General features: G+C 63.8%; 14 protein-coding genes. 10 read left to right on the forward strand and 4 right to left on the reverse strand.

Annotated features, from left to right (window positions below; translation table 11 throughout):
• Nucleotides 1–92: 92 nt before the first annotated feature.
• Complete coding sequence (locus tag ACWFUC_RS14395; protein WP_489625597.1) at nucleotides 93–479, reverse strand: hypothetical protein; 387 nt, start codon at nucleotides 477–479, stop codon at nucleotides 93–95.
• Between ACWFUC_RS14395 and ACWFUC_RS14400 the strand changes: the two genes are divergently transcribed.
• The 10 genes from ACWFUC_RS14400 to ACWFUC_RS14445 all read left to right on the forward strand — a co-directional run bounded on the left by ACWFUC_RS14400 (nucleotide 415) and on the right by ACWFUC_RS14445 (nucleotide 10,999).
• The gene (locus tag ACWFUC_RS14400) at nucleotides 415–1,392 is read left to right on the forward strand and encodes a MurR/RpiR family transcriptional regulator (RefSeq protein ID WP_121039338.1); all 978 of its coding nucleotides are present in this window, start codon (nucleotides 415–417) and stop codon (nucleotides 1,390–1,392) included. The two genes, ACWFUC_RS14395 and ACWFUC_RS14400, sit on opposite strands and share 65 nt — an antisense overlap.
• Nucleotides 1,389–2,375: an isoaspartyl peptidase/L-asparaginase family protein gene (locus tag ACWFUC_RS14405; protein ID WP_489637206.1), complete on the forward strand. Its 987-nt coding sequence runs from the start codon at nucleotides 1,389–1,391 to the stop codon at nucleotides 2,373–2,375. Before ACWFUC_RS14400 ends, ACWFUC_RS14405 begins: the two co-directional genes overlap by 4 nt.
• A 25-nt stretch (nucleotides 2,376–2,400) precedes the next feature.
• Complete coding sequence (locus ACWFUC_RS14410; RefSeq protein ID WP_121039344.1) at nucleotides 2,401–4,254, forward strand: dipeptide ABC transporter ATP-binding protein; 1,854 nt, start codon at nucleotides 2,401–2,403, stop codon at nucleotides 4,252–4,254.
• A 135-nt stretch (nucleotides 4,255–4,389) separates the two neighbouring features.
• Entirely contained in the window at nucleotides 4,390–5,934 is a 1,545-nt protein-coding gene (gene gsiB / locus ACWFUC_RS14415; RefSeq protein WP_371925456.1) for a glutathione ABC transporter substrate-binding protein GsiB, read from the forward strand.
• Nucleotides 5,935–6,195: 261 nt separating this feature from the next.
• Nucleotides 6,196–7,116 carry a glutathione ABC transporter permease GsiC gene (gene gsiC, locus ACWFUC_RS14420; protein WP_039786532.1) on the forward strand — a complete coding sequence of 307 codons (921 nt, stop codon included), beginning with the start codon at nucleotides 6,196–6,198 and terminating at the stop codon, nucleotides 7,114–7,116.
• A gap of 8 nt (nucleotides 7,117–7,124) precedes the next feature.
• On the forward strand, nucleotides 7,125–8,069 hold the full coding sequence (gene gsiD / locus ACWFUC_RS14425; RefSeq protein WP_034337513.1) for a glutathione ABC transporter permease GsiD: 945 nt from the start codon (nucleotides 7,125–7,127) through the stop codon (nucleotides 8,067–8,069).
• Nucleotides 8,069–9,097, forward strand: a complete 1,029-nt coding sequence (locus tag ACWFUC_RS14430; RefSeq protein ID WP_489625256.1) for a DmpA family aminopeptidase — start codon at nucleotides 8,069–8,071, stop codon at nucleotides 9,095–9,097. The genes gsiD and ACWFUC_RS14430 overlap by 1 nt, the downstream gene beginning before the upstream one ends.
• A 33-nt stretch (nucleotides 9,098–9,130) precedes the next feature.
• Nucleotides 9,131–9,973, forward strand: a complete 843-nt coding sequence (locus ACWFUC_RS14435) for a M55 family metallopeptidase (protein WP_489625257.1) — start codon at nucleotides 9,131–9,133, stop codon at nucleotides 9,971–9,973.
• Between the two features lie 91 nt (nucleotides 9,974–10,064).
• Nucleotides 10,065–10,532, forward strand: coding sequence for an Xre family toxin-antitoxin system antitoxin (locus tag ACWFUC_RS14440; protein ID WP_489625258.1), 468 nt, complete (start codon nucleotides 10,065–10,067; stop codon nucleotides 10,530–10,532).
• Nucleotides 10,529–10,999, forward strand: a complete 471-nt coding sequence (locus tag ACWFUC_RS14445; RefSeq protein WP_489625259.1) for an RES family NAD+ phosphorylase — start codon at nucleotides 10,529–10,531, stop codon at nucleotides 10,997–10,999. Before ACWFUC_RS14440 ends, ACWFUC_RS14445 begins: the two co-directional genes overlap by 4 nt.
• Before the next feature lie 15 nt (nucleotides 11,000–11,014).
• On the opposite strand, the gene ACWFUC_RS14450 is transcribed toward ACWFUC_RS14445, so the two are convergent.
• From ACWFUC_RS14450 to ACWFUC_RS14460, 3 genes are all read right to left on the reverse strand, one after another.
• Nucleotides 11,015–11,908: a ketopantoate reductase family protein gene (locus tag ACWFUC_RS14450; protein WP_489625260.1), complete on the reverse strand. Its 894-nt coding sequence runs from the start codon at nucleotides 11,906–11,908 to the stop codon at nucleotides 11,015–11,017.
• Nucleotides 11,909–11,992: 84 nt separating this feature from the next.
• Entirely contained in the window at nucleotides 11,993–12,787 is a 795-nt protein-coding gene (locus tag ACWFUC_RS14455; RefSeq protein WP_489625261.1) for a GntR family transcriptional regulator, read from the reverse strand.
• 12 nt (nucleotides 12,788–12,799) lie between these two features.
• Nucleotides 12,800–14,419, reverse strand: a complete 1,620-nt coding sequence (locus ACWFUC_RS14460) for a gamma-glutamyltransferase family protein (RefSeq protein ID WP_489625262.1) — start codon at nucleotides 14,417–14,419, stop codon at nucleotides 12,800–12,802.
• Between the last annotated feature and the right edge of the window lie 15 nt (nucleotides 14,420–14,434).

Genomic DNA, 14,434 nt, shown 5'->3' on the forward strand with positions numbered 1-14,434 from the left:
AGCGGGCAGGGCGGAGTGAAGGGGCGTATTTTATCGCCTTCAGGTCGTGATCCAGGCCGTCATTTTTGGTGCACTGCGCAATGAATCTTCGTTCATCTGGCGCACATCTGGTGCATTTCATGCGGGCTATCGCGTGCTTCTGGTGCGTTATAAGGATATTCGGTTTTTGAAAGTATTTTTTCTTTACTCGTCGCGAAAATGAAAATATATTTACATTTTTTCGGCGGGACTGATGCAAATGACAAGTCCTGCGCGATGATAAATACGCCCGCATCAGCGGGCGCAACAGCACAAGAACATTGCAAGAACAGTGGTGGCAGGGCGCTCTGCAAATGAAATAAATGATTTAAACGATTTATTTTTTTGCGTTTTTTGCAGAGGGCAGTGAATTCAATGACGACGGGGTAGCGGGCGGTGACACAACAGCCGAAGAACATCAGTTTGCAGGGAGCCGGTGCGGTAGCACAGGCTGTGGGCAAGCTGTATCCGCAATTGTCCAAGTCGCACCGCAAGACGGCGGACTACGTGCTGGGCAACCCCTTCCGCGCCGCCACCATGACGATCGACGAACTGTCGGAAGCGGCCGGCATTTCGGTGGCCACCGCCAACCGCTTCGCCCATGCGCTGGGCTTCGACGGCTATGCCTCGTTCCGCGCCGCACTGGTCTCGGATTTCGCGACTACCCTGGCGCCCGTGGAAAAACTGCGCGAGCAGGTGCAGCGCACCGCCACCAGCGCCGAGATCATGGCCGCCGCCTTCGATAGCGACATCGCCAACATCGAGGCCACGCGCCGCATGCTCACGCCGGAACACTGCGAGCAGGCGGTCGACATGATCCTCTCGGCGCAGCGCATCTTCATCACCGGCTTCGGTGCCTCAGCCTATCTCTCCGGCCTGATGGCCCATACGCTGGAACCCTATGTGCGCACCGTCAGTTCGGTGGCCATGGCAGGCGGCCCCTCGCAGGCGGCACGCCAGTTCTTCAAGCTCGACAGCGATGACCTGGTGATTGCGATGGTTTTCCCGCGCTATGCGGCTGACACCGTCTGGCTTACCCAGCGTGCAGTGGAGAAGGGCGCACGCGTGATTGCACTCACCGATACCCCCGGATCGCCGCTGGTGCCGCTGGCCGATGTCGCCTTGTATGCCCAGACCGATGGCCGCCTGGCGCCCACTTCCGATGCGGCCGCACTGATCCTGATCCAGGCCCTGTGCGATGCCGTGGCGCATCGCGCACGCCGCTCGGTGCAGGCCGCCACGCAAATGGCTGAATTCGTGCTGCCGTGGCTGTACCTGGCCCAGCAGCAACAGCGCGCCGGCACCACGCCGGTCGGCAAGCCCGCGCGGGCGGCCGCCAAGCGCGCCCCAACCAAAGGAAAGACCAACGCATGACCACTCCGGTAATTGCCATCCACGGCGGCGCAGGCACCATCACGCGCGCTTCGCTTTCGGCCGAGGACGAGGCCCGCTATCACCAGGCGCTGTCCGACATCGTCGCCGCCGCCCAGGCCGTGCTCAATGCCGGCGGCTCGGCACTGGAAGCCGTCACCGAAGCCGTGCGCCTGCTGGAAGACTGCCCGCTCTTCAATGCCGGCCATGGTGCCGTCTACACCAGCGAAGGCAAGCATGAGCTGGACGCCTGCGTCATGAACGGTGCCGACCTCTCCTCGGGCGCGGTGGCCTGCGTGACCAAGCTGCGCAACCCCATCCTGGCCGCACGCACGGTGATGGAAAAGAGCGAACACGTGCTGCTGGTTGGTCCTGCCGCCGAAGCCTTTGCGGCGCGCCATGGTGCGGTCACGGTCGAGCCCGATTATTTCCATACCGATGCCCGCCACGAACAATGGCAGCGCGTGCGCGGCCAGTCGCGCGCGATGCTGGACCACGATGCCTCATCCTTCGCCTTCGCAGAAAAAGCTGCCGAGCCCAAGGAACCCATCGATCCGGACAACAAGTTCGGCACCGTCGGTGCCGTCGCACTGGACCAGTTCGGCAACCTCGCTGCGGCCACCTCGACCGGCGGCATCACCAACAAGCAGCCTGGCCGCGTAGGCGATTCGCCCATCATCGGCGCCGGCTGCTATGCCAACAACGCCACCGTGGCCGTGTCGGCCACCGGCACCGGCGAAGCTTTCATGCGCACCGCCGCCTGCTACGACATCGGCGCACGCATGGCCTATGCCGGCCAGTCGCTGGAAGAAGCCAGCCGCGCCGTGGTCTTCGAGACCCTGCCCAAGGTGGGCGGACGCGGTGGCGTCATCGCCATTGACTGCCACGGCAACCTGGCCTTGCCCTTCAATACCGAAGGCATGTATCGCGCCTGGGGCTGTGGCGAACTGGCCCCGGTCACCGCCATTTACGCAGCACCGGCCTGAAGCGGCCGAGCAGGAGAGAATCAAGATGCAACAGTCCCAACGCGTGCTGGATGTCCGTCAGCTCAATGTCCGCTTTGCCACCTCCGAACGGACGGTCGATGCGGTGCGCGACCTGTCCTTCCACGTCAACCAGGGCGAGACCCTGGCCATCGTCGGTGAATCGGGCTCGGGCAAGTCGGTGTCGTCGCTTGCCATCATGCGCCTGATCGAACACGGCGGTGGCAAGATCGCCAGCGGCAGCATGCAGTTCCTGCGCCGCAGCGGCCAGTCGCTGGACTTGGCGCAGGCTGACAACGCCACCATGCGCAGCATCCGGGGCGCGGAGATCGCCATGATCTTCCAGGAACCGATGACCTCGCTCAATCCGGTCTTCACCGTCGGCGAGCAGATTGCCGAATCGATCCGCCTGCACCAGGGCATGAGCCGCGCCGCCGCCCAGGCCGAGGCGCTGCGCATGCTGGAGATGGTGCGCATTCCTGAAGCGAAGCGCGTACTGGGCCGCCATCCGCACCAGCTTTCCGGCGGCATGCGCCAGCGCGTGATGATCGCCATGGCCTTGTCCTGCAAGCCCTCGCTGCTCATTGCCGACGAACCGACTACGGCACTGGATGTGACCATCCAGGCCCAGATCCTGCAACTGATCCGCTCGCTGCAGCAGGAGATGCAGATGGGCGTGATCTTCATCACCCACGACATGGGCGTGGTGGCCGAAGTGGCCGACCGCGTGGTGGTGATGTGCCGCGGCGAGAAGGTCGAAGAGAACGAAGTCAAGCAACTCTTTGCCGCGCCCGCGCATCCTTATACGCAATCCCTGCTGGCGGCCGTGCCTCGCCTCGGCTCCATGCGCGGCACCGACAAGCCGCTGCGCTTCGGCATCGCGCCGCAGGCCGAAGTGCGTCCCGACCTGATCGCCAGCGAACTGCAGGCCCAGGCGGAAATCGCCGCGCAGCGCCAGCCCATCCTCAAGGTGCGCGACCTGACTACCCGCTTCGACGTCAAGAGCGGCATCTTCGGCCGCGTCAAGCAGCGCGTGCATGCGGTCGAGAAGGTGAGCTTCGATCTCTATTCCGGCGAGACCCTGGCCATCGTCGGCGAATCCGGTTGCGGCAAGTCCACCACCGGGCGCTCGCTGCTGCGCCTGGTCGACATCGCCGGCGGCAAGGTCGAGTTCGGCGGCCGCGACCTGGCGCAATTGCCGCGTTCGGAATTGCGCGAGCTGCGCCGCGACATCCAGTTCATTTTCCAGGATCCCTTCGCGTCGCTCGATCCGCGCATGACCGTCGGCTACTCCATCATGGAGCCGATGCTGGTGCACGGCCTGAAGGAGGGGGCGCAGGAACGCGTGGATGCGCTGCTGACCCGCGTGGGCCTGACGCCCGAGCATGGCCAGCGCTATCCGCATGAATTTTCCGGTGGCCAGCGCCAGCGCATCTGCATCGCCCGCGCGCTGGCGTTGAACCCCAAGATCGTCATCGCCGATGAATCGGTGTCCGCGCTGGACGTGTCGATCCAGGCCCAGATCGTCAACCTGATGCTGGATTTGCAGGCCGAGCTGGGCATCTCCTTCATCTTCATCTCGCACGACATGGCGGTGGTGGAGCGCATCAGCCATCGGGTGGCGGTGATGTACCTGGGCCAGATCGTGGAGATCGGACCGCGCCGCGCCATCTTCGAAAATCCCCAGCACCCGTACACGCGCAAACTGATGGCGGCCGTGCCGGTGGCCGATCCGACCCTGCGCCAGCCGGGCAAGAAACTGATGACCGATGAAATTCCCAGCCCGATCCGGCTGGTGGGCGATGAGCCCAAGGTGGAGCCGCTGCGGGAAGTGGCTCCGGGGCACTTCGTGGCCCAGCACCGTATTGCCGGCGCTTTTTGAGCGCGGGCGTGATGTTCCCCAGTCGTATCTGTAATTTGGTAAATGCAGTCAGCGCAGTAATCTCAATCAAGCTGTAACCACTCAAGCGTCACTGATCAGGAGAGACCAATGTCCGCATCCGCAAAAAACAAAGCAATGAGCGCCGCCAAATGGCTGGCCCTGGGTACCCTGGGCGCCGCCCTGCAGTTCGGCGCGGCCAATGCCTTCGCCGCCAAGACTGCTACCGTGGCCGTAGCGTCGACCTTCACCACGATGGACCCGTATGACGCCAACGATACGCTGTCGCTGTCGGTGATGAAGTCCTTCTACCAGGGCCTCTATGGCTTCGACAAGGACATGAAGCTGATCCCGGTGCTGGCCGAAGGCTACCTGGTGAGCAAGGATGGCCTGGAATACACCATTCGCCTCAAGCAAGGCGTGAAGTTCCATGACGGTACCGTCTTCAAGGCCGACGCCGTCAAGGCCGTCTTCGACCGCGTGACCAACCCGGACAACAAGTTGAAGCGCTACAACCTCTTCAACCGCATCGCCAAGACCGAAGTGCTCAACGACTACACCGTCAAGGTCGTGCTGAAGGAACCGTTCTCGGCCTTCATCAACGTGCTGGCGCACCCGTCGGCCGCGATGATCTCCCCGGCTGCGCTGAAGCAGTACGGCAACAAGGACATCGCCTTCCACCCGGTCGGTACCGGTCCCTTCAAGTTCGTGGAGTGGAAGCAGACCGACTACGTGAAGGTGGCCAAGTTCGACGGTTACTGGAAGCAGGGCTACCCCAAGGTCGACGAGATCCTGTGGAAGCCGGTGGTGGACAACAACTCGCGCTCGGCCATGCTGCAGACCGGCGAAGCCCAGTTCACCTATCCGCTGCCCTACGAACAGGCTGACCTGCTCAAGAGCAAGGGCAACCTGGACGTGATCGCCGGTCCCTCCATCATCCAGCGCTACATGTCGATGAACGTCAAGCAAAAGCCGTTCGACAACCCGAAGGTGCGCGAAGCGATCAACTACGCCATCAACAAGGATGCCTTGGCCAAGGTCGCGTTCAATGGCTATGCCACCCCGATGGATGGCGTGCTGCCGCAGGGCGTGGATTACGCCTTCAAGACCGGCCCGTGGCCCTATGACGTGAAGAAGGCCAAGGCCCTGCTGGCCGAAGCCGGATATCCGAACGGCTTCGAGACCGAACTGTGGTCGGCCTACACCCATACCACCGCCATGAAGGTGATCCAGTTCCTGCAGCAGCAGCTGGCGCAAGTGGGCATCAAGGCCAAGATCCAGGCCCTGGAAGCCGGCCAGCGCGTGGAGCGTGTGGAAAGCTGGCAGGATCCCGCCACTGCCCCGATCCGCCTGTTCTACGTGGGCTGGTCGTCCTCGACCGGTGAAGCCGACTGGGGCCTGCGTCCGCTGCTGGCATCGGAATCCTTCCCGCCGCGTCTGTTCAACACCGCTTACTACAAGAGCGACAAGGTCGATGCCGACATCGCCAAGGCCCTGACCGTCTCCGACCGCAAGGAAAAGGAAGCGCTGTACAAGGACGCGCAGCAGGAAGTCTGGAAGGATGCTCCGTGGGCCTTCCTGGTCACCGAAAAGCTGCTGTATGCCCGTGCCAAGAACCTCAAGGGCATCTACATCATGCCGGACCAGGCTTACGAATTTGAGAACATCGAGTTCACCAAGTAAGCAAGCGCCGTGTTTTCGGCCCTTGCGGGCCGATGCAAAAATGCAGTGCTGTGAGACCGCCTCATGCAGTTTTGCAGCACTGGGCAGGTTCTCTGCATCGTCGTAACGAGCAGAAAAGAGCAGCAATGAAGCGGGGAGGGTGGCTGGCCATCCTCCCCCACAGATTCACGATGCGTTGCCATGCAAGCCGGCAGCGCAGGGAGCGACTCCACCGCAGGGTGTGGACACACCAGCGACGGGCAGCCTTATTCAGAGAGTCCCATGTTTTCCTATGTCATCAAACGCCTGTTAGGCCTCATTCCCACGCTGTTGCTGGTGGCGGTGCTGGTTTTCCTGTTCGTGCACTTGTTGCCGGGCGACCCGGCACGCCTGGCCGCCGGTCCCGAAGCCGATGAAAAGACGGTCGCCCTGGTGCGCGCCGACCTCGGCCTTGACAAGCCGCTGCCGGAGCAGTTCGTCAACTTCTTCATCAATGCCGCCCACGGCGACTTTGGACGCTCCATCCGCAGCAAGCGCCCGGTCTCCGAAGAGATCGCCGCGCGCTTCTGGCCCACGCTGTGGCTGACCATCGTGGCCATGATCTGGGCGGTGCTGTTCGGTCTCATCATCGGCATTTCCTCGGCCGTGTGGCGCAACAAGTGGCCGGATCGCCTGGGCATGACGCTGGCGGTTTCCGGCATTTCCTTCCCGGCGTTTTCGCTGGGCATCCTGCTCATGCAGGTCTTCTCGGTCGAACTGGGCTGGCTGCCCACCGTCGGTGACGAAACCTGGCGCCACTACATCCTGCCTTCGCTGACGCTGGGTGCGGCCGTGGCGGCCGTGATGGCGCGCTTTACCCGTTCTTCCTTCATCGAAATCCTGCAAGAGGACTTCGTGCGTACCGCCCGTGCCAAGGGCCTGACCGAGACCGTGGTGGTCATCAAGCACTGCCTGCGCAATGCGCTCATTCCGGTGGTGACGATGATGGGCCTGCAGTTCGGCTTCCTGCTGGGCGGCTCTATCCTGGTCGAGGTGGTGTTCAACTGGCCGGGCATGGGACGCCTGCTGGTCGATGCCGTCGAGATGCGTGACTACCCCATCATCCAGGCCGAGATCCTGCTGTTCTCGCTGGAATTCATTTTCATCAACCTGGTGGTGGACGTGCTTTATGCCGTGATCAACCCCAGCATCCGTTTCAAGTGAGGGGAATCATGTCGCTCTCCAATTCGCCTCTGGCTACTACTTCCGAAACCGGCGCGCCGCTGCCGCCGCCCGATCCGGCCGCCGTCGCCGCCTCCGGCCAGAAGATCCGCACCCCGTGGCGCGAGTTCTGGCGCAAGTTCAAGAAGCAGCGCCTGGCCGTCTATGCGGGCGTGTTCATCCTGCTGCTGATTCTGATCGCCATCCTGGCGCCCTGGATCGTGCCCTTCGATGCCGAAAACTTCTTCGACTACGACGCCCTCAATTCGCCGCCGACCTGGACCCACTGGTTCGGCGTCGATTCGCTGGGCCGCGACATCTTCAGCCGCATCCTGATGGGGGCGCGCATCTCGCTGGCCTCGGGCTTCTTCTCGGTGGCCATCGGCGCCGTGATCGGTACCGTCTTCGGTCTGCTGGCCGGCTACTACGAAGGCTGGTGGGACCGCATCGTCATGCGCATCTGCGACGTGCTGTTCGCCTTCCCCGGCATCCTGCTGGCCATCGGCATCGTGGCCATCCTGGGTGGCGGCATGATCAACGTCATCATCTCGGTGTCGGTATTCAGTATCCCGGCCTTTGCGCGCCTGGTGCGCGGCAATACGCTGCAGCTGAAAAACCTGACCTACATCGAGGCCACCCGCAGCATCGGTGCGTCCGACACCACCATCATGTGGAAGCACATTTTCCCCGGCACCATCTCGGCCATCGTGGTGTATTTCACCATGCGCATCGGCACCTCCATCATCACGGCGGCCGGCCTGTCCTTCCTCGGCCTGGGCGCGCAATCGCCCACACCCGAGTGGGGCCTGATGCTGAACGAAGCCCGCGCCGACATGGTCACCTCGCCGCACGTGGCGCTGGTGCCCAGCATCGCGATCTTCCTGACCGTGCTGGCCTTCAACCTGCTGGGCGACGGCTTGCGCGACGCGCTCGATCCCAAGATCGACCAGCGCTGATGATGAACCTGCAGGTGCCACATATCGGCCGCTTGCCCGCCGGTGCGCGCAACAGCATCACCGATGTCGAGGGTGTGCGCGTCGGTCACTGCACCCTGGATGCCGGTGCGGTGCAGACCGGCGTGACCGTGATTGCGCCGCATGGCGGCAATCTCTTCATGCACAAGCTGCCGGCGGCGGCGGCCGTCATCAATGGTTTCGGCAAGAGTGCGGGGCTGGTGCAGCTGGAAGAACTGGGTTTGCTGGAAACGCCCATCGCGCTCTCCAACACCTTTGCCGTGGGGACGCTGCTCAATGCGCAGATCGCCCACACGGTGCGCGGCAATCCGGAATGCGGACGCAGCCTGCCGACGGTCAACGGGCTGGTGCTGGAATGCAATGACGGCTATCTCAACGACTTGCAGGCCATGGCCGTGCAGCCCGAGCATTTTGAAGCAGCGATGGCAGCCTTGTCGGTCGAGGTTCTGCAAGGCGCGGTTGGGGCGGGACGGGGCATGTCCAGCTTTGGTTTGAAAGGCGGTATCGGTACCGCTTCGCGCGTGGCTGCCTTGGATTCGTCGGAGCAGTCCTATACCGTCGGCGCGCTGGTCCTCTCCAACTTCGGGCGACTGCCCGAATTGATCCTGGCGGGCGATCCGCTGGGCGCGCGATTGGCGGCCAGCGAGACACCCGACACCGCGCCCGAAAAGGGCTCCATCATCATGATCCTGGCCACCGATGCGCCGCTGGATGCGCGGCAGTTGAAACGCCTGGCCACCCGCGCCGGGGCCGGACTGGCGCGCACCGGATCGGCCTACGGCCATGGCAGCGGCGATATTGCGCTGGCCTTCTCCACGGCCCAGACCATCGAGGCCGAGGCCGATTGCCTGCACCTGGCGCTGCTGGCCGATCATCTGCTGGACCCGCTGTTCCATGCGGCCGCTGATTGCGTCGAACAAGCCATCGTGCATGCGCTGTTTGCGGCCGAGACCGTGCGCGGACGTGATGGCCATGTACGTATGAGCCTGCGCGAGCGCCTGGCTTCCTGAATTCCTGAATTGCTTCCCCTGAAAGACCGCCTCATGAACAAGCGTGCCAACATCCTGGTTTCCGTCGACATCGAAGGCGTGGCCGGGGTCTTCCACACCGAGCAGACCCGCGCCGGCAACGGCGAATATGAACGGGCCCGGCGCTGGATGACCGAGGAGGCCAATGCCGTCATCCGTGGCGCACTGGCGGCCGGTGCGACGGCCATCAAGGTCAACGATTCGCACGGCGGTTTCCGCAACCTGCTGCCGGACCTGCTGCACCCCGAGGCGCGCATGGTGCTGGGCAAGCCGCGCGTGCTGGGCATGATGGGCGGCGTGGATCACGATATCGATGCGGTCATGCTGGTGGGCTACCATTCGCGCGCACAAGGGCGCGGCATCCTGGCGCACACCACCAACAGCTTTGCCTTCGCCCGCGTGTGGCTGGGCGGGCAGGAACTGGGCGAGGCCGGGCTGTATGGCGCACTGGCGGCCGAACATGGCGTGCCGGTGATCTTCGGCAGCGGCGATGATGCCTTCATCGAAGAGAATCAACCGCTGTTCCCGCATGCGATCTTCGCCGAGACCAAGAAGGCCTATGGGGCCAACAGCGGCGATTCGCTCACGCCCCAGCAGTCCTGCATGCTGCTGGAAGAACGTGCGCGCCAGGCGGTCACCGCGCTGGTGGCCAACCCGGCGGCCATGCCGGTGCTTCCTATGCGCGGCCCGCTGCGTTGCCGCCTGCAGGCGCAGACGGTGGCGCTGACTGATCTCTTGAGCCAGTTGCCGATTCTTGAGCGTACCGACAATGTCACCGTCGAGTTCGATGCGCCCACGGCGGAATATGCGGTGCGGGTGCTCAACAGTTTGTCGGCGATGTCGGCCATGTTGCGCTGATGGCAGGAAACTCTCATTTGATGGGAGATTGACGCTCATTTGGGAAGCTTCTAAGATGAGAGTCTGCATCTGACCAAATGAGAGGTTCAACATGGCAACACGTGCCACGGTCGACTCCGCCGCCAGCAAGCGTTCCCCCGGATTGGGTGCCAAACCGCGCGACTTCGAGCGGTTTGCCCGCATGGACCCGATCAGCCAAGGCCGCACCATCCGCGATGGTATGGATGCCATCATTGCCGAGCGCGTCGCCAGGGAACTGTTGCAGATTCCCTTGCAGACCTTGCTGTCCGGATTGGGGCTGCCCAGTTCCACCATCCTGCGCAAGATTTCCCGCAAGGAACGGCTCTCCGGTTCCGAGTCCGACCGCATCGCCCGCGTGCTCTACATCCGCGAGCAGGCGGCCGATGTGTTCGAGGGCGAGGACCTGGCGGCACAGTGGATGCGCCGTGGCAATGCGGCGCTGGGGGGATTGACCCCGCTGGAAGTGCTCGATACCCAGCCGGGTTATGACCGGGTGCGCGACATCCTGGCGCGCATCGCCTTCGGGGTGGCGGCTTGAAGGTATACCGGCTGGCCAAGGACAAGCCGGGGCACTATGCGGCCGATGACTTGTCCGGCAATGGCGCAGCACTCAGTGGCGGCCGCTGGAATCCGCGCGGCTTGCGCGTGCTCTACACCTGCTGCAGCGCTTCGACGGCCTTGCTGGAGTCGCTGGTGCACATGGCCGGGCTGATGCCGCGCGCCAACTACTTCCTCATCGTGCTGGAGATACCTGACGCCGACGTGCGCAAGGCCTATGTACCTGGCCTGCCGCCTGACTGGTCCGACATCGCGCGCGATCCGGCCAGCACCGGCGCCATCGGCCAGCACTGGATCGAACAGGGCAAGCAACTGGTGATGAAAGTGCCATCGGTGGTGAGCCCGACCGATTTCAATCTCTTGCTCAATCCGCTGCATGCGCAGATGGCCAGCGTCAAGGTGCTGGAAAAGAAGCTGTTCCGTTTCGACGCCCGGCTCTTCGGTTGAATCCTTTGCCTGCTTTCAGCACGCCTTGCTCTCGATCAGCTTGACCAGCGCATGCACGGTCAGGTTGACCGGCGTTGCAATGCCATGCGCCTGTCCCCGCCGCACGATGTAGCCGTTGAGGTGATCGATTTCGCTGGGCTTGCGGCGCGCCACATCCTGCGCGGTGGAAGAGAATTGCGTGGGCATGGTCTCGATGATTTTGCGGATGGCCACATCCACATCCCCGGCCAGGGTCACGCCCTCGGCGGCGGCCACGGCCTTGCATTCGCTGACCAGGTAACCCATCACTTCCGGCACGCCCACGCCTTCGACCAGCTTGCCGTAGGGCAGCTGGGTGATGGCGGAAAGCGCGTTGTAGGCGCAGTTGATGATGAGTTTCAACCACAGCGCGCCGCGCACGTTCTCGGAAATCTCGGTCGGTACACCCGCCGCAATCAGGGCCTCGGCAGCCTGTTGGCTTCGCGCGGCCGGTTCGATCACCAGCTCGCCACGGCCGTGGTGCTTGACGTGGCCGGGTCCGGCCATCTCGGTGGCCACGTAGACTACCGCCGCCGAGACTGGCTGCGGGATCAACGTGCGCAGGCGCTCGGCATTGTCGGTGCCGTTCTGCAGGGTCAGCACCAGCGTATCGGGGGCGAGGTGCGGCCGCAGTTGCGCGCCAGCCGTTTCGGTATCGGGGGATTTGACGCAGAAGAGCACCAGGTCGGCACCCGCCACGATGGCGGGATCGGTGCTGGCCTTGATGGGGAGGGTCTCATCGAAGGTTTTGGCTTCCAGCCGCAGGCCCTTGGTATTGAAGGCCTCCACGTGCTGCGGCCGGCCCACCAGTACTACTTCGTGTCCTGCCCGCGCCAGCATCCCGGCGAAGTAACATCCCACGGCACCTGCGCCCATCACGGCAACTTTCATGTGTGTCTCCCGGCTTGGCAAATTGAAGTCAGGCGGGAAGCCTAACACAGCAGCGCCAGGCTTTCAGTGCATGGTCAGCATCGGTCAGAACGACCGCCGCACCCGCACCGACACATAAGCCGGCGGCTTGGTGGTCGCCGTGGCCCGCGCACTGTGCAGCCGATGCAAGGTGATCTGGTTGACCTCCGCATGGCTGCCATCGATGTGCTCGCCCATCAGGCGCATCGCGCCCTCGGCGTCGCCGGCGGCGATGCTGTCGAGGATGGCGGCATGCTCCTCGTAGGTCGAGTGCAGGCAATCGCCATACAGGAAATCCAGCCGCCGCACGATGCGGATGCGGTCTGTCAGACGATCGAATGACTCGGCCATCTCCTGGTTGCCGGCCGCGCGCACCAGCGTCTGGTGGAAGACTTCATCGAGCAGGGCCGCCTTGGGTCCATCCGGTTCGCGTGCCGCGGCAGGCACGCACCAGGTGGCGCGCAGGCCGGCCAGCACGGACTGGTCTCCCGCCTGCGCACACAGGCGGCGCACTGCGTGCGTCTCGATGAGCTTGCGCATTTCATAGAGATCGGAAAAACGCTTGAAGTCGATCGGCACCACCTCCCAGCCACCGCGTACATAGCCCTGCATCAGGCCATCGTTCTGCAGGCGTTGCAGCGCCTGTCGCACCGGCGTGCGCGAGACCTTGAAATACGCGGCGATTTCGGTTTCGGTGATCTGGTCGCCGGGCAAGAGGCGCATGTCGAAAATGTCCTGCCGCAATTGCGCATAGACATATTCGGGCAGGGAGCCATTGCGCACCAGCGCGTCTTCGCCCTCGAGATCAGGGGCGAGCGCGTCGGCGTCAGCGGCGGGGGCGGGAGCAGCCAGGCTTTTCACGATGGGCTTTCTTTACCAGGCGGCCACGCTGCCATCGGTACGCGGTTCGGTGCCGCCGCACAGCACGCCTTCATCATTGCGCCAGATGATCTGGCCACGGCCGAAGCCCAGCTGGTTGCCCGACCACGCCACTTCATGACCCAGCCCGCCCAAGCCACGGAAGAGATGTTCGGCCGTGCTGTGTTCGATGCTGACCTTGTTTCCTTTTTCCCATTCCCAGCGCGGCGCATCCAGCGCGGCCTGCGGGTTGAGGCCGAAGTCGACCGTGTTCATCACCATCTGCACGTGCCCCTGCGGCTGCATGAAACCGCCCATCACGCCGAAGGGGCCGACCGCCTGGCCATTGCGCGTCATGAAGCCGGGGATGATGGTGTGATACGGACGCTTGCCCGGTGCCAGCACATTGGGATGCCCGGCTTCCAGCGTGAAATTGTTGCCGCGATTGTGGAGCGCAATGCCGGTGCCCGGTACCACCAGACCCGAGCCAAAGCCCATGTAGTTGCTCTGGATGAAGGACACCATGTTGCCCTCGGCATCGGCCGTGCACAGGTACACGGTGCCGCCGCGCGACGGGTCGCCCGCGACCGGCAGCGTGGCGCGCGGGCCGATCAGCTTGCGGCGTTCGTCGGCATAGGCGTCCGAGAGCAATTGCTCCACCGTCACCCTCATGTGCGCGGGATCGGCGATATGCGCCAGGCCATCGGCGTAGGCCAGCTTGATGGCTTCGATCTGGCGGTGGTAGGTCGCCAGCGTGTCGCGTTCGGAGAAGTCGTAAGCCTTCAGCAGATTCAGCGCCATCAGGGCCACCATGCCGTGGCCATTGGGCGGGATTTCCCAAACGTCATATCCGCGATAATTCACGCCGATGGGGTCCACCCATTCCGGCTGGAATGCGGCCAGGTCAGAGGCCTGCATGTAGCCGCCGGCCTGCTGCAGGAAGGCGGCAATCTTTTCCGCGAGGGCACCGCGATAAAAGCCCTCGGCATTGTCTTCGGCAATCGCCTGCAGGGTGGCAGCATGGCCCGCCGAGCGCCACAGCTGGCCGGCTTGCGGTGCCTGGCCATCGATGCAGAAGGTATCGAACCACGATTGGAAATGCGGCTCCTTGAACTCGCGCTTGAAGTTCTGCTGCGCCACCTGCCAGGCATGCGCCACCATCGGTGAGACCGGGAAGCCCTCGCGCGCCAGGCTGATGGCACCGGCCATGGAATCAGTCAGCGCCAGCTTGCCGAAGCGCTTGGCCATCGCGGCCCAGGCACTGGGCGTGCCGGGCACGGTCACGGGCAGGGCACCGTACTTGGGCACGTCCTTCAGGCCAGCGCTGGTGAGCTTGTCGGCGGAGATCGATTGCGGGGCCGGGCCGCTGGCGTTCAGGCCATGCAGCTTGCCGCCATGCCAGACCAGCGCGAAGGCATCGCCACCGATGCCGTTGGCGGTCGGCTCCACCACCGTCAAGGCGGCAGCCGCTGCGATGGCTGCATCGATGGCATTGCCGCCGCGCTGCAGGACTTCCAGTCCGGCCTGCGCGGCCAGCGGCTGCGAGGTCGCCACCATGCCGCGCCGGGCATAGACGGCGCTGCGGCGCGAGAAGTAGGGATAGTGATTGCTGCTGAAGTCGGGGAAGGCGGGCATGGCGGTCTCTCGTTT

It is taken from the genome of Herbaspirillum sp. Her4 (assembly GCF_057961335.1).